This window comes from Arthrobacter koreensis, from assembly GCF_009193255.1.
Classification (GTDB): Bacteria; Actinomycetota; Actinomycetes; order Actinomycetales; family Micrococcaceae; genus Arthrobacter_B; species Arthrobacter_B koreensis.
In genome coordinates, this window is the sequence record NZ_WACG01000002.1 from 411,545 (window position 1) to 438,336 (window position 26,792).

At 66.6% G+C, this 26,792-nt stretch carries 21 protein-coding genes, 1 tRNA gene and 1 pseudogene; 13 read left to right on the top strand and 10 right to left on the bottom strand.

Features of this window, described 5'->3' with window-relative positions; all coding sequences use genetic code 11:
- Window positions 1-13 precede the first annotated feature (13 nt).
- Window positions 14-2,797, top strand: a complete 2,784-nt coding sequence (locus tag GD628_RS08840) for a cation-translocating P-type ATPase (RefSeq protein ID WP_152274457.1) — start codon at window positions 14-16, stop codon at window positions 2,795-2,797.
- Here the strand turns inward: GD628_RS08840 and GD628_RS08845 are convergent.
- Window positions 2,769-4,208, bottom strand: a complete 1,440-nt coding sequence (locus tag GD628_RS08845; RefSeq protein WP_152274458.1) for an SDR family oxidoreductase — start codon at window positions 4,206-4,208, stop codon at window positions 2,769-2,771. The two genes, GD628_RS08840 and GD628_RS08845, sit on opposite strands and share 29 nt — an antisense overlap.
- A 108-nt stretch (window positions 4,209-4,316) precedes the next feature.
- A complete protein-coding gene (gene glgC / locus GD628_RS08850) occupies window positions 4,317-5,561 on the bottom strand; it encodes a glucose-1-phosphate adenylyltransferase (RefSeq protein WP_152274459.1) in 1,245 nt (414 codons plus the stop codon).
- Window positions 5,562-5,675: 114 nt separating this feature from the next.
- On the opposite strand from glgC, the gene glgA reads away from it, so the two are divergent.
- Window positions 5,676-6,872 (top strand): glycogen synthase, encoded by a 1,197-nt coding sequence (glgA, locus tag GD628_RS08855; protein ID WP_091604872.1) that lies wholly within the window; start codon window positions 5,676-5,678, stop codon window positions 6,870-6,872.
- A 90-nt stretch (window positions 6,873-6,962) separates the two neighbouring features.
- On the opposite strand, the gene GD628_RS08860 is transcribed toward glgA, so the two are convergent.
- Together GD628_RS08860 and GD628_RS08865 are read right to left on the bottom strand one after the other, a co-directional pair.
- Window positions 6,963-9,059 carry an acyl-CoA dehydrogenase family protein gene (locus tag GD628_RS08860; protein ID WP_152274460.1) on the bottom strand — a complete coding sequence of 699 codons (2,097 nt, stop codon included), beginning with the start codon at window positions 9,057-9,059 and terminating at the stop codon, window positions 6,963-6,965.
- 9 nt (window positions 9,060-9,068) lie between these two features.
- Window positions 9,069-9,815 carry a TetR/AcrR family transcriptional regulator gene (locus tag GD628_RS08865; RefSeq protein ID WP_152274461.1) on the bottom strand — a complete coding sequence of 249 codons (747 nt, stop codon included), beginning with the start codon at window positions 9,813-9,815 and terminating at the stop codon, window positions 9,069-9,071.
- A gap of 79 nt (window positions 9,816-9,894) precedes the next feature.
- Here GD628_RS08865 and GD628_RS08870 point away from each other — a divergent pair, with 79 nt between their 5' ends.
- Genes GD628_RS08870 through GD628_RS08885 form a run of 4 tightly spaced genes read left to right on the top strand, consistent with a single transcriptional unit; the run spans window position 9,895 to window position 14,760 of the window.
- Entirely contained in the window at window positions 9,895-11,226 is a 1,332-nt protein-coding gene (locus GD628_RS08870) for an acetyl-CoA C-acetyltransferase (RefSeq protein ID WP_152274462.1), read from the top strand.
- 2 nt (window positions 11,227-11,228) lie between these two features.
- Window positions 11,229-12,569 (top strand): 3-oxoacyl-ACP reductase, encoded by a 1,341-nt coding sequence (locus tag GD628_RS08875; protein ID WP_152274463.1) that lies wholly within the window; start codon window positions 11,229-11,231, stop codon window positions 12,567-12,569.
- Window positions 12,566-13,486: a MaoC family dehydratase gene (locus tag GD628_RS08880; RefSeq protein WP_152274464.1), complete on the top strand. Its 921-nt coding sequence runs from the start codon at window positions 12,566-12,568 to the stop codon at window positions 13,484-13,486. The genes GD628_RS08875 and GD628_RS08880 overlap by 4 nt, the downstream gene beginning before the upstream one ends.
- 23 nt (window positions 13,487-13,509) lie before the next feature.
- Window positions 13,510-14,760, top strand: coding sequence for a kynureninase (locus tag GD628_RS08885; protein ID WP_152274465.1), 1,251 nt, complete (start codon window positions 13,510-13,512; stop codon window positions 14,758-14,760).
- Here GD628_RS08885 and GD628_RS08890 read toward each other — a convergent pair.
- The 4 genes from GD628_RS08890 to GD628_RS08905 all read right to left on the bottom strand — a co-directional run bounded on the left by GD628_RS08890 (window position 14,744) and on the right by GD628_RS08905 (window position 18,265).
- Window positions 14,744-15,151, bottom strand: a complete 408-nt coding sequence (locus GD628_RS08890) for a universal stress protein (protein WP_152274466.1) — start codon at window positions 15,149-15,151, stop codon at window positions 14,744-14,746. The two genes, GD628_RS08885 and GD628_RS08890, sit on opposite strands and share 17 nt — an antisense overlap.
- On the bottom strand, window positions 15,144-16,622 hold the full coding sequence (locus tag GD628_RS08895) for an APC family permease (protein WP_386887325.1): 1,479 nt from the start codon (window positions 16,620-16,622) through the stop codon (window positions 15,144-15,146). The genes GD628_RS08890 and GD628_RS08895 overlap by 8 nt, the downstream gene beginning before the upstream one ends.
- Window positions 16,623-16,729: 107 nt before the next feature.
- A complete protein-coding gene (locus GD628_RS08900) occupies window positions 16,730-18,028 on the bottom strand; it encodes a hemolysin family protein (protein WP_091604847.1) in 1,299 nt (432 codons plus the stop codon).
- A 153-nt stretch (window positions 18,029-18,181) separates the two neighbouring features.
- Window positions 18,182-18,265 (bottom strand) — tRNA-Leu (locus tag GD628_RS08905).
- A gap of 199 nt (window positions 18,266-18,464) precedes the next feature.
- Between GD628_RS08905 and GD628_RS08910 the strand changes: the two genes are divergently transcribed.
- Both GD628_RS08910 and GD628_RS08915 read left to right on the top strand, forming a co-directional pair.
- Complete coding sequence (locus GD628_RS08910) at window positions 18,465-19,766, top strand: M20/M25/M40 family metallo-hydrolase (protein ID WP_152274467.1); 1,302 nt, start codon at window positions 18,465-18,467, stop codon at window positions 19,764-19,766.
- Between the two features lie 38 nt (window positions 19,767-19,804).
- Window positions 19,805-20,959 carry an acyl-CoA dehydrogenase family protein gene (locus tag GD628_RS08915; protein ID WP_152274468.1) on the top strand — a complete coding sequence of 385 codons (1,155 nt, stop codon included), beginning with the start codon at window positions 19,805-19,807 and terminating at the stop codon, window positions 20,957-20,959.
- A 17-nt stretch (window positions 20,960-20,976) separates the two neighbouring features.
- Here GD628_RS08915 and GD628_RS08920 read toward each other — a convergent pair whose 3' ends face one another.
- Window positions 20,977-21,210 carry a DUF5703 family protein gene (locus GD628_RS08920; protein WP_091605923.1) on the bottom strand — a complete coding sequence of 78 codons (234 nt, stop codon included), beginning with the start codon at window positions 21,208-21,210 and terminating at the stop codon, window positions 20,977-20,979.
- A 41-nt stretch (window positions 21,211-21,251) separates the two neighbouring features.
- Between GD628_RS08920 and GD628_RS08925 the strand changes: the two are divergent.
- The 3 genes and pseudogenes from GD628_RS08925 to mshC all read left to right on the top strand — a co-directional run.
- A pseudogene (locus tag GD628_RS08925) lies at window positions 21,252-21,497 on the top strand (hypothetical protein); the annotation flags it as partial.
- 178 nt (window positions 21,498-21,675) lie between these two features.
- The gene (locus tag GD628_RS08930) at window positions 21,676-22,500 is read left to right on the top strand and encodes an undecaprenyl-diphosphate phosphatase (RefSeq protein WP_091604838.1); all 825 of its coding nucleotides are present in this window, start codon (window positions 21,676-21,678) and stop codon (window positions 22,498-22,500) included.
- Between the two features lie 60 nt (window positions 22,501-22,560).
- A complete protein-coding gene (gene mshC, locus GD628_RS08935; protein WP_152274469.1) occupies window positions 22,561-23,847 on the top strand; it encodes a cysteine--1-D-myo-inosityl 2-amino-2-deoxy-alpha-D-glucopyranoside ligase in 1,287 nt (428 codons plus the stop codon).
- Window positions 23,848-23,888: 41 nt separating this feature from the next.
- Here the strand turns inward: mshC and GD628_RS08940 are convergent, their stop codons facing one another.
- Window positions 23,889-24,770 (bottom strand): PAC2 family protein, encoded by an 882-nt coding sequence (locus tag GD628_RS08940; protein ID WP_226802448.1) that lies wholly within the window; start codon window positions 24,768-24,770, stop codon window positions 23,889-23,891.
- Window positions 24,771-24,871: 101 nt separating this feature from the next.
- On the opposite strand from GD628_RS08940, the gene GD628_RS08945 reads away from it, so the two are divergent.
- Entirely contained in the window at window positions 24,872-25,594 is a 723-nt protein-coding gene (locus GD628_RS08945) for an HAD family hydrolase (protein ID WP_152274470.1), read from the top strand.
- Complete coding sequence (locus tag GD628_RS08950; protein WP_091604829.1) at window positions 25,591-26,748, top strand: site-2 protease family protein; 1,158 nt, start codon at window positions 25,591-25,593, stop codon at window positions 26,746-26,748. Before GD628_RS08945 ends, GD628_RS08950 begins: the two co-directional genes overlap by 4 nt.
- Window positions 26,749-26,792 lie beyond the last annotated feature (44 nt).

Here is a 26,792-nt window from a genome sequence, read left to right on the forward strand (position 1 = left end):
ACAGGGGCATCCCATGCACCATGGCAGCAACTCCGCAGCCGGAACACCTGCCGCCGGAGTGCCCGGCCTCCAGGTGTCCGATCCCTGGACCCGGCCCGGACCGGACGTCGCGGCCGCCCTCAACAGTGATCCGGCGTCCGGGCTCAGCCCCGGCGAGGCTGACCGCCGGCTGGCGGCCTTCGGGGCCAACCAGCTGGCAGGAAAGCCTCCGGTTCCCACCTGGCGGAAGGTCCTCGGCCTGCTGACTGACCGGCTGATCCTGGTCCTGATAGCGGCCGCGGTGATCAGCGCCGTCGTATCCCGGGAACTTGAAACGCCCATCGTCATCCTTGCCGTGGTCATCCTGAACACCTGCCTCAACTTCGTCCAAGAACGCCGGGCCGAGAACAGCCTGGAAGCACTGCGCCGGACAGACGTGGGGACCACCCGGGTCCGCCGGGGCGGCAGCCTCACCACCATTCCCCGCACGGACCTTGTACCGGGGGACATCGTGCTGCTGGAAGCCGGGGACTCGGTACCGGCAGACGGCAGGCTGCTGGAAGCCGTGCGGCTGCAGGCGGCAGAGGCCGCGCTGACCGGGGAGTCGCAGCCGGTCAACAAGGACGCAGCCTCCCTGCAGCCCGCCGATTCACCGGTAGCTGACCGCCATGGCATGCTCTACATGGGCACCGACATCAGCCGCGGCAGGGCCATGATGGTAGTCACCGGCACCGGCATGGACACGCAGATGGGCCGCATTGCCCACCTGCTTGGCAGCACCCGGGACGAGAAGACGACGCTGCAGCGCAGCATCGACCAGCTCGCGGCACTGCTGACCTGGATCGCCCTGGGCGTCGTGGCACTCGTCTTCGTCCTCGGGCTGCTCCGCGGAGAAGACCTGAATTCCCTGCTGCTCACCTCGGTATCCCTCGCGGTGGCCACCATCCCGGAAGGGCTGACCGCCGTCGTCGCCTTCACCCTGGCCATGGGCGCTTCCCGGCTGGCTGCGCGCGGCGCGATCATTAAACAGCTGTCGGCCGTGGAGACGCTGGGCGGAACCTCGCACATTTGTACCGACAAGACGGGCACCCTCACCCTGAATGAGATGACCGTGCGGCGGCTGGTCTCCGCCTATGGCCTGCGGTGCCGCGTTACGGGTACCGGCTACGGGCTGGACGGCAAGATCCTCAGTCCGGACGGCGGCGAGGTTCCGGCAATGACGGAGGCCTACCTGGCCATGGTGCTGTGCAATGACGCATCCGTGACGGACGGCCTGCTGAGCGGTGACCCCACCGAGGGCGCCCTGGTGGTGCTGGCGGAGAAGGCCGGCATAGACCCGGTGGGTGCACGGGCAGAGCATCCGCGGCTGGCGGAAGTGCCGTTCGACTCGGAATACAAGTTCATGGCCACGTTCAACTCCGACCGGCGCCATGCGGACAGGAACTGGTGCAACGTGAAGGGCGCACCGGGCGTCGTCCTGGAGCTGTGTACGCATTTCGCCGGGCCTGAAGGCGTTGAACCGCTCACCCCGGAGCACCGGGAACGGGTACTGACCGAAGTAGAGCTCATCGCCGATGCAGGCCTGCGCACCCTCGCCGTGGCCGGGCGCCCCTTCGAGGAGCTTCCTCCTGCTGAACCGGAGCGGCTCCGCCGGGAGGTGGCCGGACTGGTGCTGTACGCCGTCGTTGGCATCATGGATCCGCCGCGCCGCGAAGCGAAGGACGCCATCGAAGAGGCGCGTGCCGCAGGGATCCGCGTGCACATGATCACCGGTGACCACCTGGTGACGGCGTCGGCCATCGCGAAGGACCTGGGCATCCCGGGGGAGGCAGTGGCCGGCTCGGCGCTGGACGGACTCGATGGACCGCAGCTGCAGGAACTCGCCCCTCAGGTTGGCGTGCTGGCCCGCGTCTCGCCGGAACACAAGCTGCGCGTCGTCGAGGCGCTGCAGGCCGACGGATCGGTGGTGGCAATGACGGGCGACGGCGTCAACGACGCACCTGCCCTGAAGCGTGCGGACATCGGCATTGCCATGGGCATCACCGGAACGGACGTGTCCAAGGGCGCCGCCCGGATGATCCTGACCGATGACAATTTCGCCACCATTGTTGCCGCGGTCCGGGAAGGCCGCGGCATCTACGCGAACATCATCAAGTTTGTCCGGTTCCAGCTGACCACGGCGTGGGGTTTCGTGCTGATCTTCCTGGCTGCTGCCACGTTCGGGTTTGCCGGGGGCGCGCCGTTCACCGCCATCCAGATCCTGTGGGTCAACATCATCATGGACGGCCCGCCCGCCCTGGCTCTCGGCGTGGACTCAACCGACCCGAAAGTGATGAGGCAGGCCCCCCGCAGGCCCCGCGAGCCGCTGCTGACCGGCCAGCGGCTGGCCGCGCTGGCGGTCTCCGGGCTGGTCATGGCCGCCGGTACCTGCTGGGTGCTGCTGGCGTCGCCGTCGCTCTTCCCCGAAGCGGCCGCCGCCAGCGCCAATTTCGCCACGACGATGGCGTTCACGACGTTCGTTTTCTACCAGGTCTTCAACCTGCTCAACGTGCGCAGCGAAACGTCTTCCGTGTTCTCACTGCAGACGTTCACCAACCGAACCATCTGGTTCTCACTGGGCGCGGTGGTCCTGCTGCAGGTCCTCGTGGTTCAGCTGGGATTCTTCGAGGACCTTTTCGACACGGTCCCGCTGTACGCGGACCAGTGGCTGCTGTGCCTCGGCGTGGCCGCCACCATCGTCGTCGTGTCGGAGCTGAGCAAGGGGGTAGGCGCCCTCCGGCGCCGGGCGGCTACCAGGGCGAAGGCCGGTAATCCTTGAGGAAGACCCCGGAGAGGTCCTCGCCGGCCTCACCCATGACTATCGGGTCGTAGACGCGCGCAGCTCCGTCCACCAGGTCCAGGGGCGCATGGAAACCTTCTTCGGCCAGCCGCACCTTGGTGGGGTGCGGACGCTCGTCCGTGATCCAGCCGGTATCCACGGCAGTCATGAGGATTCCGTCGGTTTCGAGCATTTCTCCGGCGCTGGTACGGGTGAGCATGTTCAGCGACGCCTTGGCCATGTTGGTGTGCGGATGTCCGGGGCCCTTGTAGCGGCGGGCGAACTGCCCCTCCATGGCGGAAACGTTCACAATGTACTTGCGCCGGGCGGGGGAGGCCGCCATCGCCGGACGGAGCCGGTTGACCAGCAGGAACGGTGCGGTCACGTTGCAGAGCTGCACTTCGAGCATTTCCAGCGGCTCCACCTGGTCCACCACCTGGGTCCAGGAGTTGATCGGTGCGGTATCCGGCACCAGGCCGCCGGCGTCGATCGCCGTGCCGTCACCCAGCTTGGCCAGGGAGGATGAGCCGGCGGTCAAGGCCAGGGACGTCACGGCGTCGCCCGCCAGGACGGGGTGCTCGGCCACCGAACCTGCCAGGGCGGTGGGGTGTGCGTTGTAGGTGTTGCCGAAGGTCACCAGTTCAGGCATGGGCCGGTTCGCCGGCAGCTCTTCCAGCTCGGCGTCCATGAGCGGCTGGTAGGCATTGGAACTGCGCCGGACGGTCTGTGCAGCGTTGTTGATCAGGATGTCCAGCGGGCCGTCGGCGGCAACGGCGTCGGCCAGGGAGATGACCTGCGCCGGGTCACGAAGGTCGATTCCCACGATCTTCAGGCGGTGGAGCCAGTCCGCGGAGTCCTCCATCGCAGCGAAGCGGCGGGCTGCGTCCTTGGGGAAGCGGGTGGTGATGGTGGTGTGCGCGCCGTCGCGGAGCAGCCGCAGTGCGATGTACATGCCAATCTTGGCGCGGCCGCCGGTCAGCAGTGCACGCCGGCCGGTGAGGTCTGTCCGGGCATCGCGCTTGGCATGGCTGAAGGCAGCGCACTCAGGGCACAGCTGGTGGTAGAAGGCATCCACCAGGGTGTACGGCTGTTTGCAGATGTAGCAGTTCCGCGGCTTGAGCAGGGTGCCTGCGGACGGACCGTGGGCCGCGCTGCGCAGCTGGGCGCCCCTCGTTTCGTCATCGATCCGGTCCGGAGCGCCAGTGGCGGTGCGGGCCACGACGGCGCGGTCAGCTTCTGCCACCGCTTCGCGCTTGGTCACCTTGCGGTGTTTCTTCACGGCCTTGAACATCTTCGCCGTGGCGCGGCGGACGGCCACGTGGTCCGGATGGTCCTCGTCCAGGGCATGGATGGTGGACAGAACCCGAAGGCAGGTGCTGAGGTCTTCGGGGCTGAGGTCTGTGCTGCTCATGGATCACGTTTCTGCGGTGGGTCCGCCGGGGTGTTCCGGCGGAGGGCAAACTGGTGCACCTCGACCTTACCGCTATCCAGGCCGACGCCCGTTATCGCGCGGTCCCCGTCACTCCACCCGGACGGTTTGCCCCTTGCTGAGCACGGTGAGTCCCGACGCCGTGACCGTATAGCCCCGAGCCAGGTCCAGCTCGCGGTCCACCCCGACGGTCGCGCCCGGCGGAACCTCCACGAACTTGTCCACGATCGCCCGCTTGACCACCGCGCCCTTCCCAATGCGCACACCGTCCATGATGACGCTGTCGCTGACGGTGGCGCCGGCATCGACATAAACGTCGTGGCCCAGGACGGACCCGCTGACCGTACCGCCGGAAATCACCGCCCCGTTGGCGACGATCGAGTCGACCGCCGTACCCGGAGCCGACGTCGAATCCCGAACGAACTTGGCCGGCGGGGAAGTGCTCTGCCGGGTGTAGATGGGCCACTGGAGGTTGTAGAGGTTGAAGGACGGCACCGGCGAGATGAGGTCCATGTGCGCGTCGTAGTAGGAGTCCAGGGTGCCGACGTCCCGCCAGTACCGCTGGTCGCGTTCAGTGGCCCCGGGAATCACGTTCTCGGTGAAGTCATAGACATTGGCTTCGCCGCGTTCAACGAACCACGGGATGATGTCCCCGCCCATGTCGTGCTTGGTGATGAGGCGTTCGGCGTCTATCCGCAGGGCCTCCACCAGCGCATCGGTCGTGAAGACATAGTTGCCCATGGAGGCGAGGAAGCTGCCGGGATCATCCGGCAGGCCGGGCGTACTCGACGGCTTTTCGACAAAGGCGGCGATCCGGTCCGGGTCTCCGGGATCGGTTTCTATGACGCCGAACTGGTCCGCCATGGCCAGCGGCTGCCGGACGGCGGCAACGCTGCACGGGGCACCGGAGGCGATGTGCGCATCCACCATCTGGGAGAAATCCATCCGGTAGACGTGGTCCGCCCCGATGACGACGACGATGTCCGGCCGCGCGTCGTCGATCAGGTTCATGGACTGGTACAGGGCGTTGGCACTGCCAAGGAACCAGCTCTTGCCGACCCGCTGCTGGGCCGGGACCGAAGCGACGTAGTTCTGCAGCTGGGTGGACAGGCGCCAGGTCTCGGAGATGTGGCGGTCCAGGCTGTGGGACTTGTACTGCGTCAGCACCACGATCTGCAGGTAACCGGAGTTGACCAGGTTGGAGAGGGCGAAGTCGATCAGCCGGTATTTGCCGGCGAAGGGCACCGCAGGTTTGGCCCGGTCGGCGGTCAGCGGCATCAACCGCTTACCTTCGCCGCCGGCGAGGACGACGGACAGGACTTTCTTCGGTGCCATGGGTCTGCTCCTGACTGCTCCCGGGTGCCGGGAAATCGGTTAAGCCGTGCTGACTGGGAAGCCTGCTGACAAACACACTAGATCACTGCGGCGAAAGTGCACTACGTTGAACAAGTGCGAGTAGATATCGTTTCCAAGGAATTCCCCCCGGACATCTACGGGGGTGCCGGAGTGCATGTGGCGGAACTGAGCCGTGTCCTGGCCTCCCGGGCTGACCTGCGGGTTCACTGTTTCGGTGCGCCGCGGGAGGCTGATTACCACGGCGCCCGCGTGCAGGCCTATCCGGTTCCGGCCAACCTGGGGGCCGCCAACCCCGCAGTGCAGACCCTGGGGACGGACCTGGACATGCTCCAGGGGCTTGACGGAACAGACCTCATCCACTCGCATACCTGGTACGCCAACATGGCGGGCCATCTGGGCTCACTGCTCTACGGTGTTCCGCACGTCCTCAGTGCCCACAGCCTGGAGCCGCTGCGCCCATGGAAGTCCGAGCAGCTTGGCGGCGGATACGCCCTCTCCTCCTGGGTCGAGAAAACCGCGTACGACGCCGCCTCCGCCATCATCGCCGTGTCCGAAGGGATGCGGAAGGACATCCTGCGGGCCTACCCGGAAGTCACCCCCGGAAAGGTCCGCGTTGTCCACAACGGAATCGATACCGAGGCCTGGCATCCGGATGAGGATCCGGACGGCCTGCGGGCGCTTGGCATCGATCCGGATGCCCCATCAGTAGTGTTCGTTGGCCGCAACACCCGGCAGAAGGGTGTTCCGTACCTGCTCCGGGCGGCGGCGCTGCTGCCGCCGGAGGTCCAGCTCGTTCTCTGCCTCGGGGCGGCGGACACTCCGGAACTCGCCGCCGAGACGGCCGCACTGATCGGTGAGCTGAGAAGCTCGCGCACCGGCGTCGTCGTGATTGAACGGATGCTGCCGCGCACGGAGCTGATCAAGGTGCTCAGCTCCGCCACGGTCTTCGCCTGCCCCTCCATCTACGAGCCGCTCGGGATCGTTAACCTGGAGGCGATGGCGTGCGGCACGGCGGTGGTGGCCAGTGCCACCGGCGGCATTCCGGAGGTAGTGGACGACGGCGTCACCGGCCTTCTGGTGCCCCTCGAACAGGTGCAGGACGGAACCGGCACGCCGCTGGATCCGGAAAAGTTCGTCCGTGATTTCGCCGCCGCCGTGACCGTGCTCGTTTCCGACCCGGACAGGGCGCGGCAGATGGGGAAGGCAGGCAGGCGGCGCGCCGCTGACCACTTTTCCTGGGACGCCATCGCCGAAGCGACGCTGCAGGTGTACCGCTCGGTCCTTCCGTAGGGACCGTGGGCACTATGGGCACGGCGAAGGGTCCGGCACCGGAGTCCACCGGTGCCGGGCCCTTCGCCGCTCAGTGCGGGTCCTGCGGTGTTACCGCTTGCCCTTCGCAGCCTGCTTGCGGCGCTGGATCAGGATCTTTTCGTCCACCGGAGCGGCACCCGAGGCGCGGAGCAGCCGCTGGTACTCCATCGATTCGTCCTGACGCTGCTTTTCCGCACCGCTGGCAATGGCTGCCCGGAGGTGTTCCGGACCGTAGCCAAAGGCGTCCACCAGGTCCATGGCGTGCGGGCGGATCTTGGCGAGCAGCCGGTTGATGTACTCCCCAAGCGTGCGGGCGCGCTGCGAGGAGAGCCGGCCGTGCATCAGGTACCAGGCCAGGTTCTTCTCGATCAGCCCCAGCCCGAAGAGGTCACGCAGCCAGGTAACAACCTGCCGGGTCCCTTCGTCCTCGATGCGCTCCAGGCCGCGGGTGAAGGCCTCCCACTGCAGCAGTTCGGCGTGCGCGCGGGCGGCTTCGATGAGGTCATGCTGGTTCCGGTTGAACACTGCGGCGGCTTCAGCCTTGGGCAGCTTGCGGGCCTTCTGCAGTTCACCGGCAACCTCGGCAACCATGGTGGCCACCCGGTCTGCCAGCAGGTCGTGCTGGGTCCGTGGATCCCGCAGGGCGATGGCGGATTTCTTCTCGGATCCGGTGTCCGCGACGGTCTGCACAATCTGGCGCAGGCCGGAGCGGTGGACCGTGCGTTCGGTGGCCTGGCCCACGACGTAGCGGGCCAGGACCCCAAAGTCGGCACCTTGGAATTCCCTGGCGTAGTCTGCGAGGAGCCGCTTGGCGACCAGCTGCAGCAGCACCGTGTTGTCGCCTTCGAACGTGACGTAGATGTCCAGGTCCGAGCGCAGCGCGGTGAGCCGGTTCTCCGCCAGGAAGCCGGCGCCGCCGGTTGCCTCGCGGCACTCCTGCAGGGTGTCCAGTGCATGCCAGGTTGACAGTGACTTCAGCGCAGCGGCGAGGGTCTCAAGGTCCTGGCGGTTCTCGTCCGTGTCATCCGCACCGGAGAACACGTCGTCGAACTTTGACAGCAGCTCATCGTGGGCGAAGGAGGCGGCGTACGTCGTGGCCAGCAGGGGGAGCAGGCGGCGCTGGTGCTGCTGGTAGTCCATCAGTACTTCTTCGACCGTGTCGGAGGCACCGTTGAACTGCCGGCGTTCGGTGGCGTACTTGATGGCGATGTTCAGGCCCAGCTTGGACGCAGCCACGGCGGCACCGTCCAGGGAGACCCTGCCCTGGACCAGGGTGCCGATCATCGTGAAGAAACGGCGTCCCGGGCTCTCGATGGAGGAGGTGTAGGTGCCGTCCTCCGCAACGTCACCGTAGCGGTTCAGGAGGTTGGTGCGCGGGATCCGCACGTTGGAGAAGTGCAGCCGGCCGTTGTCGATCCCGTTCAGGCCGCCCTTGACGCCGTCATCCTCGCCGCCGACTCCGGGCAGGAAGCCGTTTTCGTCGCGAAGCGGAACATAGAACGCATGCACGCCGTGGTCCACGCCCCTGGTGATGAGGTGTGCGAAGACGACGGCAGCCTTGCCGTTCACGGCGGCGTTGCCGATGTAGTCCTTCCAGGCCGCCCGGAACGGTGTATTGATGATGAATTCCTGCGCCGCCTCATCGTATTCGGCGGTGGTGGCGATGCTGGAAACGTCCGAGCCGTGCCCGGTCTCCGTCATGGCGAAGCAGCCGGGGATCTCCAGGCTCATGATGCCCGGAAGCCACTTTTCATGGTGCTCACGGTTGCCCAGGTGCAGGACTGCGGAGCCGAAGAGGCCCCACTGGACGCCGGCCTTGATCTGAAGGGAGGGATCGGCCACCACAAGTTCTTCGAACCCGGCAATGTTGCCGCCGTGGTTGTCCTGCCCGCCTACGTAAGCGGGGAAGGCCCGGTGCACGGCGTCCGCGTCCACCAGTACCTTGAGCTGGTCCATGACGCGGAGGCGGTGCTCGGTGTGGGAGAGCCCGGCGGGGGCGTGCAGCTCTTCCGTTCCGGCCAGCCTGCGCGCCTGAAGGCGAATGTCATGCCACTTGCCCAGCAGGGTGCGGCCCAGCGCTTCGACGTTGACCGTTGCCGAGTCGTCTTCGCGGATGACGGTGCTGGCGGGAAGCTGGCGCTGCGGGGTAGAGACTGATTGCGTCATTGCGTGTCCTTACTGGTCGGCGTTCGGCGCTGCGGAGGATATTCCGCTGCTTCCGGGCGCAGTGGTGGATGAAGAGGTTTCGCGGGCCTGGCGGCCGGGGGAGTCCCAGCCGATTCCGTCAAACAGCCAGGCGGTGAGCTGGTCCGTCATCTCGGCTTCGGAAGGCCGGTCCTGGGCAGGCGCGGCAAGCCAGCGCTCACCGGCGGCCCGGACCATGCCGAGCGCGGCGCTGGGCCAGAAGGCGGCGGCGGCCTGGGTCAGGGAACGGGTTCCGTGGCCCTCAAGATATGCCTGCACGGCGTGGTCCATCATTGCGCTGATGTTGGCGAAGAAATCGGAGAGCGCGACGGCGACGCCCGGCTCGCTCGTGCCGGGGGCTTCTCCCGCGCTGCCGGTGACGAAGGCGTACACGTTGGGGGAGGTCTGTGCCATCTGGAGGTAAGCGGAGACCATCGCCCGGAGTCCGGACCGCGGGGAGTCCGCACTGCGGCCGGCAGCCAGGATTTTGTCCTGCATCTGTTTGATGACCACCTCGCCCATGGCCTGCTGCAGCCCGGATTTGTCTCCGAAGTACCGGTAGTACACAGACTTGGAGGTTCCGGAAGCTGCGGCAATTTCCTCCATGGAAGCCTGCGCGCCCAGCGTGTGGACTGCACGGCGGGCGGCCTTAATCAAGGCACTGCGGCGTTCGATGCGGTGCGCCTCCCAGCGGACGGAGCGCCCGTCCGGGGAGGGTGTGTCTTGTTTCACTGCCATGTTCACGATACCCAGCGTATCAGGTACGGTGGGTTACAGTAATTCCTGTCACATATTGATCCCCCAAGGAGACGCTCGAATGGCTGCACAATCCACGTCCGCCCCGGCACCCGCCCCCGGCGCCGGACCCGCCGTCCGCAACGCCGTCGTTATTGGCGGCAACCGCATCCCCTTCGCGCGCTCCGGCGGCGCCTACGCACACAGCTCCAACCAGGACATGCTGACCGCTGCGCTGGACGGACTCGTGGCACGTTTCGGACTGCAGGATGAGAGAATCGGCGCCGTCGCTGCCGGTGCTGTCCTGAAGCACTCCCGTGACTTCAACCTCACCCGTGAGGCCGTCCTCGGATCTGCCCTTTCGCCCGAGACCCCGGCCTACGACGTCCAGCAGGCCTGCGCCACCGGACTCGAAACCGTCGTCTCCCTCGCCAACAAGATCAAGCTGGGCCAGCTCGAATCCGGAATTGCCGGCGGCGTGGACTCCGCCTCCGATGCCCCGATTGCCGTGAGCGAAGGCCTGCGCCGCGCACTGCTGGACCTGTCCCGTGCACGGTCCACCAAGCAAAAGCTCGCTGCCATCGCGAAGATCCGCCCCCGGGACCTGGCACCGAACGCACCCACCACGGGTGAGCCGCGCACCGGCCTCTCCATGGGGGAGCACCAGGCGCTGACCACCGCCCAGTGGAAGATCACCCGCGAAAGCCAGGACGAGCTGGCCTACAACAGCCACCGCAACCTTGCTGCCGCCTACGACCGCGGTTTCTTCGATGACCTGATCACCCCCTACCGCGGCCTGTCCCGGGACTCGCCCCTCCGCGCTGACACCTCGCTGGAGAAGCTCGCTAAGCTCAAGCCGGTCTTCGGCCGCTCCCTGGGCGATGAAGCCACCATGACGGCCGGCAACTCAACGCCGCTCACCGACGGGGCCTCCGTGGTCCTGCTCGGTTCCGAGGACTACGCACGGGCCAATGACCTGCCCATGCTCGCGAACATCGTCGATGCGGAAGCCGGCGCCGTGGACTTCGTCCATGGCCGCGACGGCCTGCTGATGGCACCCGCCTTTGCAGTACCGCGCCTGCTGGCACGAAACGGCCTGACCTTCGCCGACTTCGATTTCTTCGAGATCCACGAAGCCTTTGCCGGCACGGTCCTGAGCACGCTCGCGGCCTGGGAGGACGACGAGTTCTGCCGCACCCGCCTTGGACTCGAGGGACCGCTGGGCAGCATCGACCGAAGCAAGCTCAATGTCAATGGCTCTTCCCTTGCCGCCGGCCACCCGTTTGCCGCAACCGGCGGGCGCATTGTTGCTTCCCTCGCCAAGATGCTCGCCGAAAAGGGTTCCGGCCGCGGCCTGATCTCCGTCTGCGCTGCAGGCGGCCAGGGCCTCGTAGCGATCCTGGAGGCACGCTGACCATGACGGATACCTACCTGACCCTCGTCAATTCAGGCATCACCAAGGAGATTGCCAAGAAGCTCGGCCTGCCCCGTCCCGCCGTACTGCGCCGCTTCGATCCGTCCAAGCCGCTGGTTCCGGGCCCGGTCCTGGTCCTGGGAAAGGGTGAAAGCGCAGACACCCTGGCGTCGCTGCTGCTCTCCTGGCAGCAGGACGTGCGAAGGCACGCGACGCCCAAGGAGAAGCTCGGTGCCATCCTGATGGTGCTTGACGAAGCCTCTGGTCCCGAAGACCTGGGCGCCGTCAGCCTGGACGCCGGAGCCAGCCTGCGGGACCTGGCACCGGGCGGACGGGTGGTCACCGTCTCCCGTCCGGCCTCCGAGGCCCAGGATCCTGCCGCGGCCGCCGCGCGCCAGGGCGTAGACGGCACGCTGCGTTCGCTGGCCCACGAGCTGCGCGGCGGTGCGACCGCCAACGGAATCGTGCTCGCCAACGGGACCGGAGCGACGGCACCGTCCGTTGCTGCCGCCCTGCACTTCCTGCTTTCGGGACGCAGTGCCTACGTCAGCGGCCAGTTCATCACCGTCGGGTCCGACGCCGGGCAGCTGCCGGAGGACTGGAACGCCTCACTGGCGGGCAAGACCGCCGTCGTCACCGGTGCCGCACGCGGCATCGGCGCCTCGATTGCCCGCGTCCTCCACCGCGAAGGCGCCAACGTGATTGTGGTGGACGTGCCGGCCGCCGGTGAGCAGCTTGCCGCCGTCGCGAATGAAATCCACGGCACCGCACTGCAGGTGGACATCACCCGCGACGACGCGGCGGACAGGATCCTGGCCCATGCCGCCGAGCGCTACGGCAAGTTGGACATTGTCATTCACAACGCCGGTATCACCCGGGACAAGCTGCTGGCCAACATGGATGCGTCCCGCTGGGACTCCGTTATTGCCGTGAATGTCGCCTCACAGCTGCGGATGAACGAGCGTTTCCTGGAATCGGAGACCTTCAGCCCCGATGGGCGGATCGTCTCCCTGGCTTCCACCAGCGGCATCGCGGGAAACCGCGGACAGACCAACTACGCTGCGTCCAAGGCCGGCATCATCGGCATGGTGCGGGCCACGGCTCCGCTGCTCGCGCCGCGCGGCGGATCCATCAACGCCGTCGCCCCCGGGTTCATTGAAACGGACATGACGGCCCGGATGCCTGCGCTGACCCGCCAGGTTGCACGGCGGCTTTCGAGCCTGCAGCAGGGCGGCAAGCCCGTTGACGTTGCCGAGGCCATTGCGTTCCTCGCCTCCGACGCCGCAGCAGGCGTCAATGGCCAGGTGCTGCGGGTGTGCGGACAGAATATGGTGGGGGCATGAGCGTCCAGGAACTCGAAGCCATACCGGCGCTTGGACGGCTGTACCTCACCGCTGCATCGAACGCCGCGCGCAGCCGCCTTTCCTCCGCCGCAGCACCGAAGACTCTCCCCTCCGCCCGGCACACCGTGCAGCGGGCCCGGGTTGACCTGGAGAACCTGACCAATTTCCAGCGGCTGGTCCTGCACAGCGCACAGGACAGCCTGCCCTCGGGCTACGTGCACACGTTTGCGTTTCCGGTTGCGATGAGCGTGATGGCCCGGGAGGACTTCCCGCTGCCGCTGCTGGGCCTGGTCCACCTGCGCAACGAGGTGCAGCACCTGCGGCCCATCCATTACGCTGAACCGCTGTCCGTGACGGCGTGGGCGGAGAACCTCGCCGGCCACCGTGCCGGCACGCAGGTAGATCTGGTTGCCGAGGTACGTTCCGGGGATGAACTGGTATGGACGGGGCGTTCGGTCTACCTGGCCAAGGGAGTCTTCCTTCCGCGGTTCGACCGTCCTGCTGCTCCGGGTCCCCGGCCGGAGTTCGTCCCGCCGAATCCCACTGCCCAATGGCGGCTGGGCCCGGACGCGGGACGCAACTACGCCCGCGTTTCCGGCGACTTCAACCCGATCCACCTCAGCGCGCTCTCGGCCAAGGCCCTGGGCCTGAAGCGTTCGATTGCCCACGGCATGTACATGGCTTCGCGGGTAGTAGGTGAAACGGGCCCCGCCATGCAGGAACCGTTCGAGTGGAACATCGAGTTTGAGTCACCGGTCTTCCTGCCGGCAACGGTCAGCATCCGCATCTCCGAATCCGGCAGCCCGGGGGAGCGCGGTACCACCACCTTCACCGGGTGGAACCAGCGCAGCCGGCGCCGCCACTTCCACGGCTGGGCACGTCCGCTGGACGCCGGGACACAACCCGCCGGAGCCTAGGAGCGGCTGCTAAAGTTCCCGCCATGGAAACTACTTCGCGCCTGTCTGTCCGCGCCCGGGAACTCGACTCCGCCGATCCGCTGGCAGGACTGCGGAAGCGGTTCCTGGGCCACGACGACGCCGGTGTTCCGGCCTATCTGGACGGCAACTCACTCGGCCGGCCGCTGGCCGCCACCCTGGAGCGCCTGAACGACTTTGTGCGCCACCAGTGGGGCGGCCGCCTCATCCGGGGCTGGGACGAGGGCTGGCTCGCGCTTCCCCGGCAGATCGGTGACCAGCTGGGGGAGCACGTGCTCGGCGCGGCGGCCGGACAGTGTGTGGTCGCCGATTCAACCACCGTCCTGCTCTACAAGCTGGCCCGCGCTGCGGTGGCAGCCGTCTCAGGCGACGGGGTCCGGAATGAAATTGTCCTGGACCGGGACAACTTCCCCACGGACCGCTACGTCATGGAGGGCATCGCAGCAGAATGCGGCATGACCCTTCGCTGGGTCGAGGCGGAGTACGACGGCGGCGTCACCCCGGAAGCGGTAGCCAGTGCCGTGGGCCCGCAGACCGCGCTTGTGGTGCTCAGCCACGTTGCCTACCGTTCCGGGTTCGCCGCAGACGTCCCTGCGATCACCGACGTGGTCCACCGCGCCGGGGGACGGGTCCTCTGGGACCTGTGCCACTCCGCCGGTTCCGTGCCCGCCGAACTGGATGCCTGGAATGTTGATTACGCGGCCGGCTGCAGCTACAAATACCTGAACGGCGGCCCCGGAGCTCCCGCGTGGGCCTACGTCGCCTCCCGTCACCTGGCGGACTTCAACCAGCCCATCCGCGGCTGGCTTGGGGCTGGGGATCCCTTCGGCATGGGCCGGGAGTTCGTTCCCGCAGCCGGCATCCAGCGGGTTGTCTCCGGAACGCCGCCCATCCTGGGCATGCTTGCCATGCAGGACATGATTGGGCTCATTGCCGAAGCCGGCATGGACGCAGTGCGGCAGAAGTCCGTGCAGCTGACGTCCTTCGCCGTCGCAGCCTTCGACGAACTCCTTGCCCCGCTGGGGGGCGTCCTCGCGTCTCCCCGGGACCCGGCCCTGCGCGGCAGCCACATCACCATTGACCATCCGCTGTCCCGGGACGTTACTGCCCGCCTGTGGGAGCAGGGCGTGATTCCGGACTACCGGAATCCGAACGGCATCCGGCTGGGCCTCTCACCGCTCTCCACGTCCTTCGAGGAAACCCGGACCGGCATCGAGGCGGTGGCTGCCGGGCTGGGCGCTACTGCCCGGCCTTGACGCAGAGCACCGGGCAGGGTGCCTCCAGCAGCACCCGCTGGGCGGTGCTGCCCAGGATGAGCTTTCCCACCGGTGTGCGGTGGCGCAGGCCGACGACGATCAGCCGGCCGTCGTTCAGGGCGGCCGCGGAGAGAATCTCGTCCGCCGGGTCGTAGTCGCCCTCCGGATGAATCACCATAAAGTCCGAGCCCGAGGCTTCGAGTTCACCGGCAATCCTCTCGAGTTCATCCGAGGCGTCTTCGTGGCCGTGCCCGTGGCCAAGTCCCCGCCCCGTTGTGCGGACGCTGACGATCACCAGCCTGTTCTTGGAAAGGTCGGCCTCGCGGCGGGCGTGGTCCAGGGCTGCTGCGCCTTCCGGCGCGGGGACGTATCCAACAATCACGCTAGCCATGGAGCTCCTCCGGGTCTGTAAAGCGGGTGCGCTTGGCCTTGACTCCGCGGTTCCAGAGCCAGGTGAAGAACCACAGCACCACGCCAATCGCGAGCAGGATTCCCGCAATTGAATACTCAATGGGGTCCTGAGCCCATGGCCCAACCAGGAAGGCGCAGCTCAGCGCGCCGATCCAGGGCATGATGCCGGGGGAGCGGAACGTCTTCCGTCCGGCGCCGCCGTCCTCCACGTCCTCGCCCTCCACGGGGTCCGGCGGAGACTTCCGCAAAACGAGGCAGGCAACATTCACCACGGTGAAGACGCACAGCAGCAGCAGGGCAGTGGTGCCGCCAAGGGCTGAAACGGTATCCGGTCCCATGGCGTTGGTCACCAGGACAATAACGCCGACGGCGATCAGCGTAGTGAACACAATCGAGGCCCACGGTGTCCGGCGGCCGGGCAGGACCAGCGCCAGGGGGCGCGGCAGGACCTCCTGCTTGGACATCCCGTAGAGCAGGCGGCTGGCCATGAGCATGTTGATCAGCGCCGTATTCGCGACCGCGAAGATGGACAGGAACGGATAGAAGACGTCAATGGGGAAGTCGGGGGCACCTGCCTGCACCACCTCGAGCAGGGGCGTCTGGCTTTCGGCAAGCTGTCCCACCGGGACGACTGCCACGGCGGCCACGGAGACCAGCAGGTAGATGAACACCGTGATCCCCAGTCCCGTGAGCATCACCTTGGGAAAGATGCGTGCCGGATCCCTCGTTTCTTCCGCCATGTTCACGCTGTCTTCGAATCCGACCATCGAGAAGAAGGCGAGGGACGTCGCTGCCGTCAGGGCCAGGAAAATCGACTTGCCGCTCTCCGTCTCAAAGACCACCGTGCGGGAAAAGTCCACGTTGCCCTGCCCCATGGCCCAGAAGCCGATGCCAATCACAATCAGCAGTCCGGTGAGCTCGACGACGGTGAGGAACACGTTGAACTTGATGCTTTCGCCCACCCCGCGCAGGTTGATCAGGGCCAGCAGGACCATGAACCCGACGGCGATCGCCGTGACGCCGAACTGTCCCCAGCCGAGGCCGAAGCCAACCAGGAAGTTCTCGGCCAGGAACTTCGCTGCCGTAGACGCCGAAGTAATCCCGGAGCACAGGACCGCGAAGGTCACGAGGAAGGTGACGAAGTGGATTCCAAAGGCCTTGTGCGTGTAGAGCGCCGCGCCTGCCGCCTGCGGATACTTGGTGACCAGTTCCAGGTAGGAAAGTGCAGTAATGGTAGCCACGGCGAAGGCGATGAGGATGGGCGCCCAGGCGGCTCCGCCGATCTCGCCGGCGATCCGCCCGGTCAGGGCGTACACACCGGTGCCAAGGATGTCACCGATAATAAACAGCAGCAGGAGCCTGGTGCCCATCACCCGCTTCAGCTGCGGACCGCTGCCGGACTGCGGCACGCCGCTGGCAGTCTTCCCCTCGCCTGTTCCGGGTGCACTCATGCCCGGTATTCTGCGCGCGCAGTCTGCCGCCCTGCAATGCACCGGGGACATTTATCCTCCCCGCATCCTGAATCGCCGCGTGTGCCGGTGGTGCGGAACAGGAGCGGCTAGCCTGCACCGGGGTCGGGAATCACCCGAACCGAACGGATCCGGTGGTGCTCAACCTCAAGGACCCGGAGCCTGCCGCCGGGCGCCGCCACGGTATCCGACGGCACCGCCATCCGCCCCAGCCGGTCCAGAATGTAGCCCGCCACGGTCTCATACTGCCCTTCAGGCAGCTGGATTCCGGTAAGCCGGTCGAACTCCTGCAGGATCAGGCCTCCGTCAACAACCAGTTCGCCCTCCATTGCCCGGTGCTGGTCCTCCGGATCCTTGCCCGTGTCATATTCGTCGTAGATTTCACCGACCAGTTCCTCTACGAGGTCCTCGAGGGTAACTATCCCGTCGGTTCCGCCGTATTCGTCAGCAACGACGGCGATGTGGCTGTTCTCCCTGCGCATCCGGGTCAGGGTGGGCAGTACGGTGGCGGTGCCGGGGAGGAAGAGGATTGGACGCAGGATCGCGCTGAGCCGGGTCTGCCCGGCAGCCACCGGGTCCTGGCCAAGCAGGTCCCGGACGTGGACGAAGCCCAGGACATCGTCCGGCGAGTCAGCAATCACCGGATACCGCGAGTAGGGCAGGAGATGGACTGCTGCTCGCGCCTCTGCCACGCTCAGGCTGGCCTGGAGAAACCGGACCTGCGGCCGGGGCCGCATCACCTCCTGCAGCAGCCGCTGGCCGGCCCCGAAAACGTCAGCGAGGATGCTCCGGCTCTCATCGGCCAGGACCGGACTCGCCTTCACCATCTCCAGGAGCTCCTGCTGGGAGATCGGAACGCTCTTCAGGTTAGGGTCACCGCCCAGGGCACGTACGACGCCGTTGGTAGAGACTGAGAGCAGCTTGATGACCGGACGCATCACGGCGGCAAACACCGAAAGCGGCGGGGCAAGGGCCCGGACAAATCCTTCGGCGTTCTGCATCGCAAGGCGTTTGGGTACAAGCTCCGAGAACACCAGGGACAGGTAGGCAACAACCAGGGTCATGGCAATGAACGCCGACGTCTGCGCTGCTGCGGCGTTCAGCCCCCAGCCTTCCAGCACGGGGGACACGGCAGGGGCAAGGGCGGAGGCCCCGTATGCAGCTGAGAAGAAGCCGGAGAGGGTCACGCCGATCTGGATCGCTGACAGGAACAGGTTCGGGTTGCGGGCCAGGGCTGCGATTTTGGCGCCCCTGCGCCCGGAAGCCTCCAAGCGGAGGATCTGTCCCTCTCGCAGGGACACAAGTGCCATCTCCGCGCCCGCAAACAAACCACCGAGCAGGATGAAGAAGAGCACCAGTATGACGTTCAGTAACCCGCTGCCGTCCATAGTGCGAGGGTATCAACCGCGGGTCCGGGCCACAGCAGCAGGCGGGCGAGGTTGTTGGAAGCAGATACACACCAGTAACGGAAGGACGTCGGGGAAACAAAAACACCCCGGTCCAGGGACCGGGGTGTTCGTTGATGTGAGGACCATCAGTTGTGCGCGGAGGGGGACTTGAACCCCCACCCTCAATAAGAGGACTAGCACCTCAAGCTAGCGCGTCTGCCATTCCGCCACCCGCGCTTAGGTGTCTTCCGAAGAGCGTTTTTTATTCCGTTTCTTCGTTTGCAACGGGAAAAACTCTAACACGGTTTCCACGAGAACAACGAATCGGGCATTTCGGGCCCGAGTGTTACGGGACATGGGCCGGAACAAAGATCCGCCGAAACGGTCCAAGGTGGCTAGGCTGGGCCGTAAAGCTGCCCAGCAAGGAGAGAGCCCCATGAGCATCCGCGCCGAAGACGAAGTCGCCCGCATCTGCCGGGACCTGATCCGCATCGACACCTCCAACTACGGCGACGGGTCCGGGCCGGGCGAGCGCAAGGCGGCAGAGTACGTTGCCGCCCTCATCGAAGAGGTGGGCCTCGAAGCCGACGTCTTCGAATCCGCGCCCGGACGCGCATCCGTTGTCACCCGGATGGCCGGCACGGACTCTTCGCTGCCCGCACTGGTGGTCCACGGGCACCTGGACGTAGTGCCGGCGCAGAAGCAGGACTGGAGTGTGGACCCGTTCAGCGGCGAGGAACTGGACGGACTGATCTGGGGCCGCGGCGCGGTGGACATGAAGGACATGGACGCCATGATCCTGGCGGTCATGCGGGAGATGGCACGCACCGGAACCCGGCCCCGCCGGGACATCATCTTCGCCTTCTTCGCCGATGAGGAAGCCGGCGGCAGCTATGGAGCCGGATGGGCCGTTGAAAACCGGCCTGAGCTGTTCGAAGGCGCCAGCGAAGCCATTTCCGAAGTGGGAGGGTTCTCGGCGACCATTGGCGGACGCCGCACCTACCTCCTGCAGACCGCGGAGAAGGGAATCTCCTGGCTGCGCCTCAAGGCACATGGGAGGGCCGGGCACGGTTCCCAGATCAACACGGACAATGCGGTTACCCGCCTGGCCGGCGCCGTCTCACGCATCGGCTCCTATGAGTGGCCTATCGAACTGACGGATACCACCCGTGCGTTCCTTGACGGGGTCACCGAACTCACCGGCGTCGAATTCGATCCGGAGAATCCGGAGAAGCTCCTGGCCGAACTGGGCACGGTTGCCCGTTTTGTGGGCGCGACGCTGCAGAACACCGCCAACCCGACGCTCCTGGAAGCCGGCTACAAGCACAACGTCATTCCGGGCACGGCAGAAGCGTTCATCGACGCCCGAACCCTTCCCGGCCAGGAGGAACAGCTGCTGGAAATCGTGAAGTCGCTGGCGGGCGAGGGCATAGACGTAAGCTACGAACACAACGACGTTTCACTTGAAGTTCCCTTCACCGGGAACCTCGTCGACTCGATGGTGGCAGCACTCCAGGCCGAAGATCCCGGCGCTCCGGTACTCCCGTACACGCTCTCCGGCGGCACCGACAACAAGTCGCTGTCCCGGCTGGGCATCACCGGCTACGGTTTCGCGCCGCTGCGCCTGCCCGAGGACCTGGACTTTACGGGCATGTTCCACGGCGTGGACGAGCGTGTCCCGGTTGAGTCCCTCAAGTTCGGAACCCGCGTCCTGGGCCGGCTGCTGCGCGGATCGTAGGTTCCGGCCCGGCCCCCGCCAACTGAAAGGAAGCTGCTTTGACGTCCCCTGAAGAAATCCTGCCGCCGGACCTCCTGGAGACGCTGCGCGGACGTGCAGCACGCTATGACCGGGACAACTCCTTCTTTTCCGAGGACCTGGAAGACCTCCGCAGCGCAGGCTACCTGGCGCTGTTCACCCCGGTGGAGCAGGGCGGGTACGGCCTGGACATTCCCGCCGTCGTGAAGTGCCAGCGCCGGCTGGCGTCTGCGGCCCCGGCCACCGCGCTGGCCGTGAACATGCACCTGGTCTGGTGCGGCGTCGCCCACCTGCTGGCACGCGGCGGGGATGACTCGCTCTCCTTCGTCCTCGAGGAAGCCGCCCAGGGGGAACTGTTCGCGTTCGGAATTTCGGAACCCGGCAACCCGGCGGTCCTCTTCGACTCGAAGACCGCCGCCGTCCCGCAGGACGGCGGCGGGTACGCGTTTACCGGCCGCAAGATCTTCACCAGCCTGTCCCCGGCCTGGACCAGGCTGGGCATCTTCGGCAAGGACAGTTCCAGTGAGGAGGAACCGCGGCTGGTTTTCGGCTTCGCGGACCGCAGCACGGCAGGCATCAGCGCGCTGGACGACTGGAACACCATGGGAATGCGCGCGTCCCAGTCCCGGACCACCCTGCTGGAGGAGGCCGTGGTTCCGGCCGCGCGGATAGTGCGGCACACTCCCGTTGGGCCACATGCGGATGCCTTTGTGTTCGGTATTTTCAGCCTCTTCGAAACCCTGCTTTCCGCCGTCTACGCAGGGCTTGCAGGGCGCGCGCTGGACCTGGCCGCAGAGGCCGCGGGGAAGCGGCGCGTCCAGGGTGAGCCCGCGTCCCGCGATCCGCACACGCGCTGGCGGGTGGCCGACGCCGCCATCCGCCTCGACGGGGCGATCCTCCAGCTCGACGCCGTGGCACGCGACCTTGAGTCCGGTACCGACCACGGCCCCTTCTGGTTCCCGCGGCTCTCCGGCCTCAAACTGCGAACCACCGACACCGCCCGCGGCATCGTGGAGACAGCCATGCAGGTGGCCGGGGGAGCAGGCTACTTCAGGGGCAGCGAGATCGAACGCCTCTACCGCGATGTCCTCGCCGGAATGTTCCATCCCTCCAGCGAAGACTCGGCCCATGACTCGATGGCCAGGGCAGTACTGGGGCCGGTGGACGGACAGTAGCCTGCACAGTACGTGCGCTAGGCGGTGCGCGTTACCCGCATGATCTTGCGCCGCAGCCAGTACCGGTGGGTACCTCCGCGGTAAATGCGGGTTCGCTGCAGTTCCCACTTGCCGTATTCGGCGTGGTCTGTGATGAGCCTCCGGGCATCGGGAAGCGACTCATGGGGCCCTACGGAGAGGACCAGATACTCATAGTCCTTGGCGGGAGCGGTCTTGAACGAGACGTCCGGTCTCAGAATTTGTTCTCGCATTTCCATCCCATTTTGCCTCCTTTGGGGCTAACGTCTAGTCCATGACCATAGATCCGCGCGTTGCACTCCAGTCCCTGGTCGCTGCCTTCGAAGAGCACCTCGCTGCTGCCGCCGCACGCCGCGGAGAAAAGGATCCGGCCGTAGAGGACGCGTACCTGGCCATCGCCGACGCGTTCGAAGTCTACGAGGAGGTCCTGTACGACGCCTACGGCGAGGTGACTCCGCTGGAGATCTACGACGACGAAGAAGAAGTCGACGAGGACCTGCTGGACGAGGACGAGGAGCTCCTGCGCAGACCGGACTTCGGCGTCGACGGCGTGGCGTACGGCTCCGAGCCGGATGATGCCGAGGACGGCACGGCCGGCAGCCGGTCCTCCTACCCGCACACGCGGAGCGACCGCTAGCCGGCACCGGCCGCGGCCCTGCCTGGCGGAACGTGGGCCGGGTGTGCCCTAGAGTCGTAGGGTGAACTGGTTCGAAGCAATTTTTCTGGGCTTTCTGCAAGGCCTGACAGAGTTCCTGCCCATTTCCTCCAGCGCCCACCTGCGCATCGCCGGGGAACTCCTTCCCGGAGCCCAGGACCCGGGGGCGGCCTTCACGGCTATTACCCAGCTGGGCACGGAGACCGCCGTGGCCGTGTACTTCTGGAAAGACATTGTCCGGATCGTCAAGGCCTGGTTCGGCTCCCTCGCCGGACGGGTGCCCCGCTCAGACCCCGATGCCCGGATGGGCTGGCTGATCATCGTGGGAACCCTGCCCATTGTGATCCTTGGCCTCCTGTTCCAGGACCAGATTGAATCAACCTTCCGCAGCCTGTGGATCGTCGCGACCATGCTCATCGTCTTCGGTGTGATCCTGGCGGTAGCGGACGCCGTCGGGAAGCAGCAGCGCACGCTGGACCAGCTCACCTACAAGCACGGCATCCTCTACGGCTTCGCCCAGGCACTGGCCCTCATCCCGGGCGTCTCCCGCTCGGGCGGAACCATCACGGCAGGCCTGCTCATGGGCTACACCCGTGAAGCAGCAGCCCGCTACGCCTTTCTCCTGGCTATACCGGCCGTCTTCGGCAGCGGCCTCTACCAGCTGGCGAAGTCCTGGGGCGATACCGGCCCGTATGGCGGCGCCGAAACCGCGCTGGCCACCGTCGTGGCTTTTGTTGTCGGATTCGTCATCATCGGCTGGTTCCTGCGGTACGTTTCCACGCGCAGCTACCAGCTGTTCGTCTGGTACCGCATCGGACTCGGCGTCGCGATTTACATCGCCCTGGCCTTCGGCGTCCTGCAGCCCTGACGCCGCCGGCCCCGTCCGCCGCGAAATGAACCAAGCCTGCCAAGTAAGTAGAGTGAATACGTGATCGCCTGGAACTCCCGCCCCCTTCCCGAACTGCCCGGACATTCCCCGGAACTGGTCCTTTTCGACACAGCGCTGCGCCGCACCGTCCCCGTGACTCCGGGCCCCGAGGCCGGGCTTTATGTCTGCGGAATTACCCCCTACGACGCAACCCACATGGGCCATGCGGCAACCTACGCAGCGTTCGACCTGCTGAACCGCCAGTGGCGGGACGCCGGTCACACTGTGAACTACGTGCAGAACGTCACGGACATCGACGATCCGCTCCTGGAGCGCGCGAACGCCACCGGTGTTGACTGGACCATCCTGGCCAAGGAACAGACGCAGCTCTTCCGGGAAGACATGGAAGCCCTCAACGTGCTGGCGCCGCGCAGCTACATCGGCGCCGTCGAATCGATCGAATGGATCGTTCCGGTGGTTGAAGACCTCCTGGAGCGGGGCATCGCCTACCGTGTTCCCGGCACCGGCCAGGAGCCCGACGGCGATGTGTACTTCTCCGTCGACGCCGCCGCGGCAATGCCCGCGGACGGCAGCGACGCGTGGTGGCTTGGACAGGTGTCAAACCTGACCCCGGAACAAATGATGCCCGTGTTTGCCGAACGCGGCGGAGACCCGGAACGTCCCGGCAAGCGCAATCCCCTGGATGCCCTGTTGTGGCGGGTGGCCCGCCCGGGCGAACCGCAGTGGCCCGGCGGCGCCCTTGGTGACGGACGCCCCGGCTGGCACATTGAGTGCTCAGTCATCGCCCGACGGTTCCTGCCCGCGCCGTTCACGGTGCAGGCGGGGGGATCGGACCTCGTCTTCCCGCACCACGAAATGAGCGCCGGACACGCCTGGGCCTGCTCGGGTGAACCCCTGGCCGAGCACTACGCCCACGCAGGCATGGTAGGGCTGGACGGGGAAAAGATGAGCAAGTCCCTGGGCAACCTGGTGCTGGTCTCGAAACTGCGTGCCGAGGGAGTCGACCCGGCGGCTATCCGACTCACCCTGGCCGGACACCACTACCGTTCGGACTGGTTCTGGACGGCCGGGGACCTGGCGCGCTCCGAGGAACGGCTCAGCCGTTACCGCCAGGCTCTGGCCCTCACCGACGTCCAGGCCGCCGAGGATCTCCTCAGCCGCTTCCGGCTCTGCCTCGCCGATGACCTGAACGCACCGGCGGCACTGGCCGCCGCCGATGAATGGGCCGCACGCCTTCCACTCTCCGAACCGGCGGCATCAGCCGGCTCCGGGGCGGACCTGGCCGCAGCTGCCTTCGACGCCCTGCTGGGCATTACCCTCCGCTAGCGAAGGTGCGGTGCCGGCAACCGGGCGGCACCGCGCCACAGCTAGTCCCGGCGGCGTCGCTTCAGGTAGCGCTCGAACTCCCTGGCAATCGATTCGCCGGTTGCCTCGGGAAGCTCGGCAGTGTCCTTCGCTTCTTCCAGCTGCCGGACATAGGCGGCGATCTCCGGATCCTCGGTGGCGAGTTCATCCACTCCGCGTTCCCAGGCTTCCGCTTCCTCGGTGAGCACCGACGTGTCCACGGGAACCTGCAGGAGCTCTTCGATCCGGTGCAGCAGGGCCAGCTGTGCCTTGGGCGACGGCGGCTGGCCTACGTAGTGGGGTACTGCTGCCCAGAGTGAAAGCGTGGGGATGTCCGCCAGCGCGGCCACCTCGGCCAGGACTCCCACAATGCCAATCGGGCCCTCGTACTCTGACGGTTCAACATCGAGATGGGCGCGCAGGTCCTCTTCCTCGCAGGTTGCGGTGACAGGAATGGGCCGCGTGTGCGGCACGTCCGCCAGAAGCGCGCCTGCCAGCACGAGGCAGTCGACGTCGAGTTCTTTGGCCAGCCCGATCAGCTCTGCCGTGTACGCCCGCCACTTGTATGACGGCTCGACGCCGGTTACCAGGATGAGGTCCAGGTTGGACCCGGGCACTTCTGCACGCGAAATCCGTGTGGTGGGCCACTTGATGCGCCGCTTGCCGGAGGTGGTGCGCTCGATCGCCGGACGAGTGAACTGGAAGTCATAGTACTCGTCGGCGTCGATCCCGGCGATCTTCTCGCTGTCCCAGTACAGCGACAGGAAGTTCAGGGCGTCCGACGCCGCTTCTCCGGCGTCATTCCAGCCTTCGAAGGCAGCCAGCATCACGGTTACCCGTTCACCGGTTCCACCGGCGAAGAAGTCCTGGAGGCCTGCTGCCGGGCCATTTTCGGTATAACTCACGATTTCACCTTATGCCCCCCGCTGCGCACTGTCAGTCCCGCGCGCCGCCGGAGCCCGGGCGCTGCGCGAGGATCCGGCGCCCCGCCCCGTAGACTGGCGTTATGCCCCTGCCTGGAATTCCCGTCCTGCCCGACGGACCCGCACCTGCGCTGCAGGCCGTGTTCTGGGACCTGGACGGAACGATCGTGGACACCGAGCCGTACTGGATCCAGGCAGAGAAGGACCTGGCGCGGCAGCACGGCGGAACCTGGACCGACGAGGACGCCATCGAGTCTGTGGGGCAGGCGCTTCCGTATTCGGCCCGGCGCCTCCAGCAGGCCGGGGTGCGCCTCACCGTGGAGGGAGTCATCGGGGCTCTCACTGATGCTGTGGCCGTACACATTCGGCGGCAGGTCCCCTGGCGCCCCGGCGCGCGCGAGCTCCTGGAAGAACTGGCAACGGCCGGAATTCCCTGCGCGATGGTCACCATGTCTCCCCGCTTCCTGGCACAGATCATCGCCGAGCAGCTCCCGGCGGGCACCTTCCGGCTGCTCGTGACCGGAGAGATGACCGAACGCGGCAAACCGCACCCGGACCCGTACCAGCTGGCCTTCGACCAGCTTTCAGCAGAGGTGCCCGGCCTGTCCAAGGCGCGTTGTGCCGCGCTGGAAGACTCCTACCCGGGATATACCTCGGCACATGCGGCCGGATTGTGCGCTGTAGCCGTTCCGCATATCACCGCCCTTCCGGCAGACCCTCGGCGTATCCAATGGGACACCTTGGAAGGCCGGAGTGTCCGGGACCTGGAAGCCCTGGTCTCATCGTGGGAAGGAGCGGCACGTTGACCCAGGATCCAACGCGGAAACAGCGCAGCGAAGGCATTCCGCTGGGCAGAATCGGCGGAGTCCCGGTAACCCTTGCCTGGTCCTGGTTCGTCATCGCCGCGGTGATCGTTTTCCTCTTCGGCCCCCGGGTCGCCGGGGCAGTTTCCGGGCTCGGCACTGCGGCCGCCTACGGCGTTGCACTGGGCTACGCGCTGCTGCTTCTGTTCTCGGTCCTGGTGCATGAGCTCGCCCACGCGCTCACAGCGAAGGCCTGGAACTGGCCAACACCGCGGATCGTGCTGACCCTGTGGGGCGGGCACACCCAGTTCGGCGATGTCCGCGCCACCCCGGGGAAGTCCCTCGTCGTCGCACTGGCCGGCCCGGCGGCAAACTTCCTGCTCGCTGTGGCGGGACTCGGCCTGCTGGTGTTCCTGGAGCCGGGCACCGTGTCCTGGCTGCTGGCGGACATCTTCGTGTGGGCCAACTTCCTGGTGGCCATCTTCAACGTCCTACCGGGGCTTCCCCTGGACGGCGGCAGGATCGTGGAGACGATTGTCTGGAAGGCAACCGGAAGCCAGGACCGCGGGACGCTCGCCGCTGGCTGGGCCGGCCGGATCATCGCCGCCGCACTGGCGGCGGCCATCATCGTTCCCCCGTTCCTCCAGGGCAGGACTCCCGACTTCGGCCTGCTGCTGATCACGGCCGTGGTGTCCGGGTTCCTGTGGATGGGGGCCGGGGCATCCATCAGCAATGCACGGATGCGGATGCGCCTGCCGTCGGTTTCCGCCGCGGCCCTTATGGAACCGGCAGCCCAGGTCCCCGCCGCAGCAACGGTCAGCTACGTCCGCCAGGCGGCGGAAGCAGCCGGGCCTGGTACGGCAATCATCCTCACGGCTCCCACCGGGCAGCCGGAGGCCGTGGTGGACGCAGGAGCCCTCTTCGCCGTACCGGAACACCTCTCGGGCCAGACACCGGCCAGCGCCGTCGCCCGCGCACTGGCGCCCGGCGCCTATGTTCCGGACGCCGCCAGCGGCCAGGAACTCATTGCGTACCTCTCCAAGCTTGAAGGCAGCGAGTACGCAGTCATCAACCGCGAAGGCACCGTCGTGGGCCTTCTGCGCCAGGACACCGTGGTAGCCGCCATCACCGGCAGGACACCCAACCGCCGCGCCTGAGGCACCAGCCAGACAGACCAGACAAGCCCGTCAGAAACTAAAGG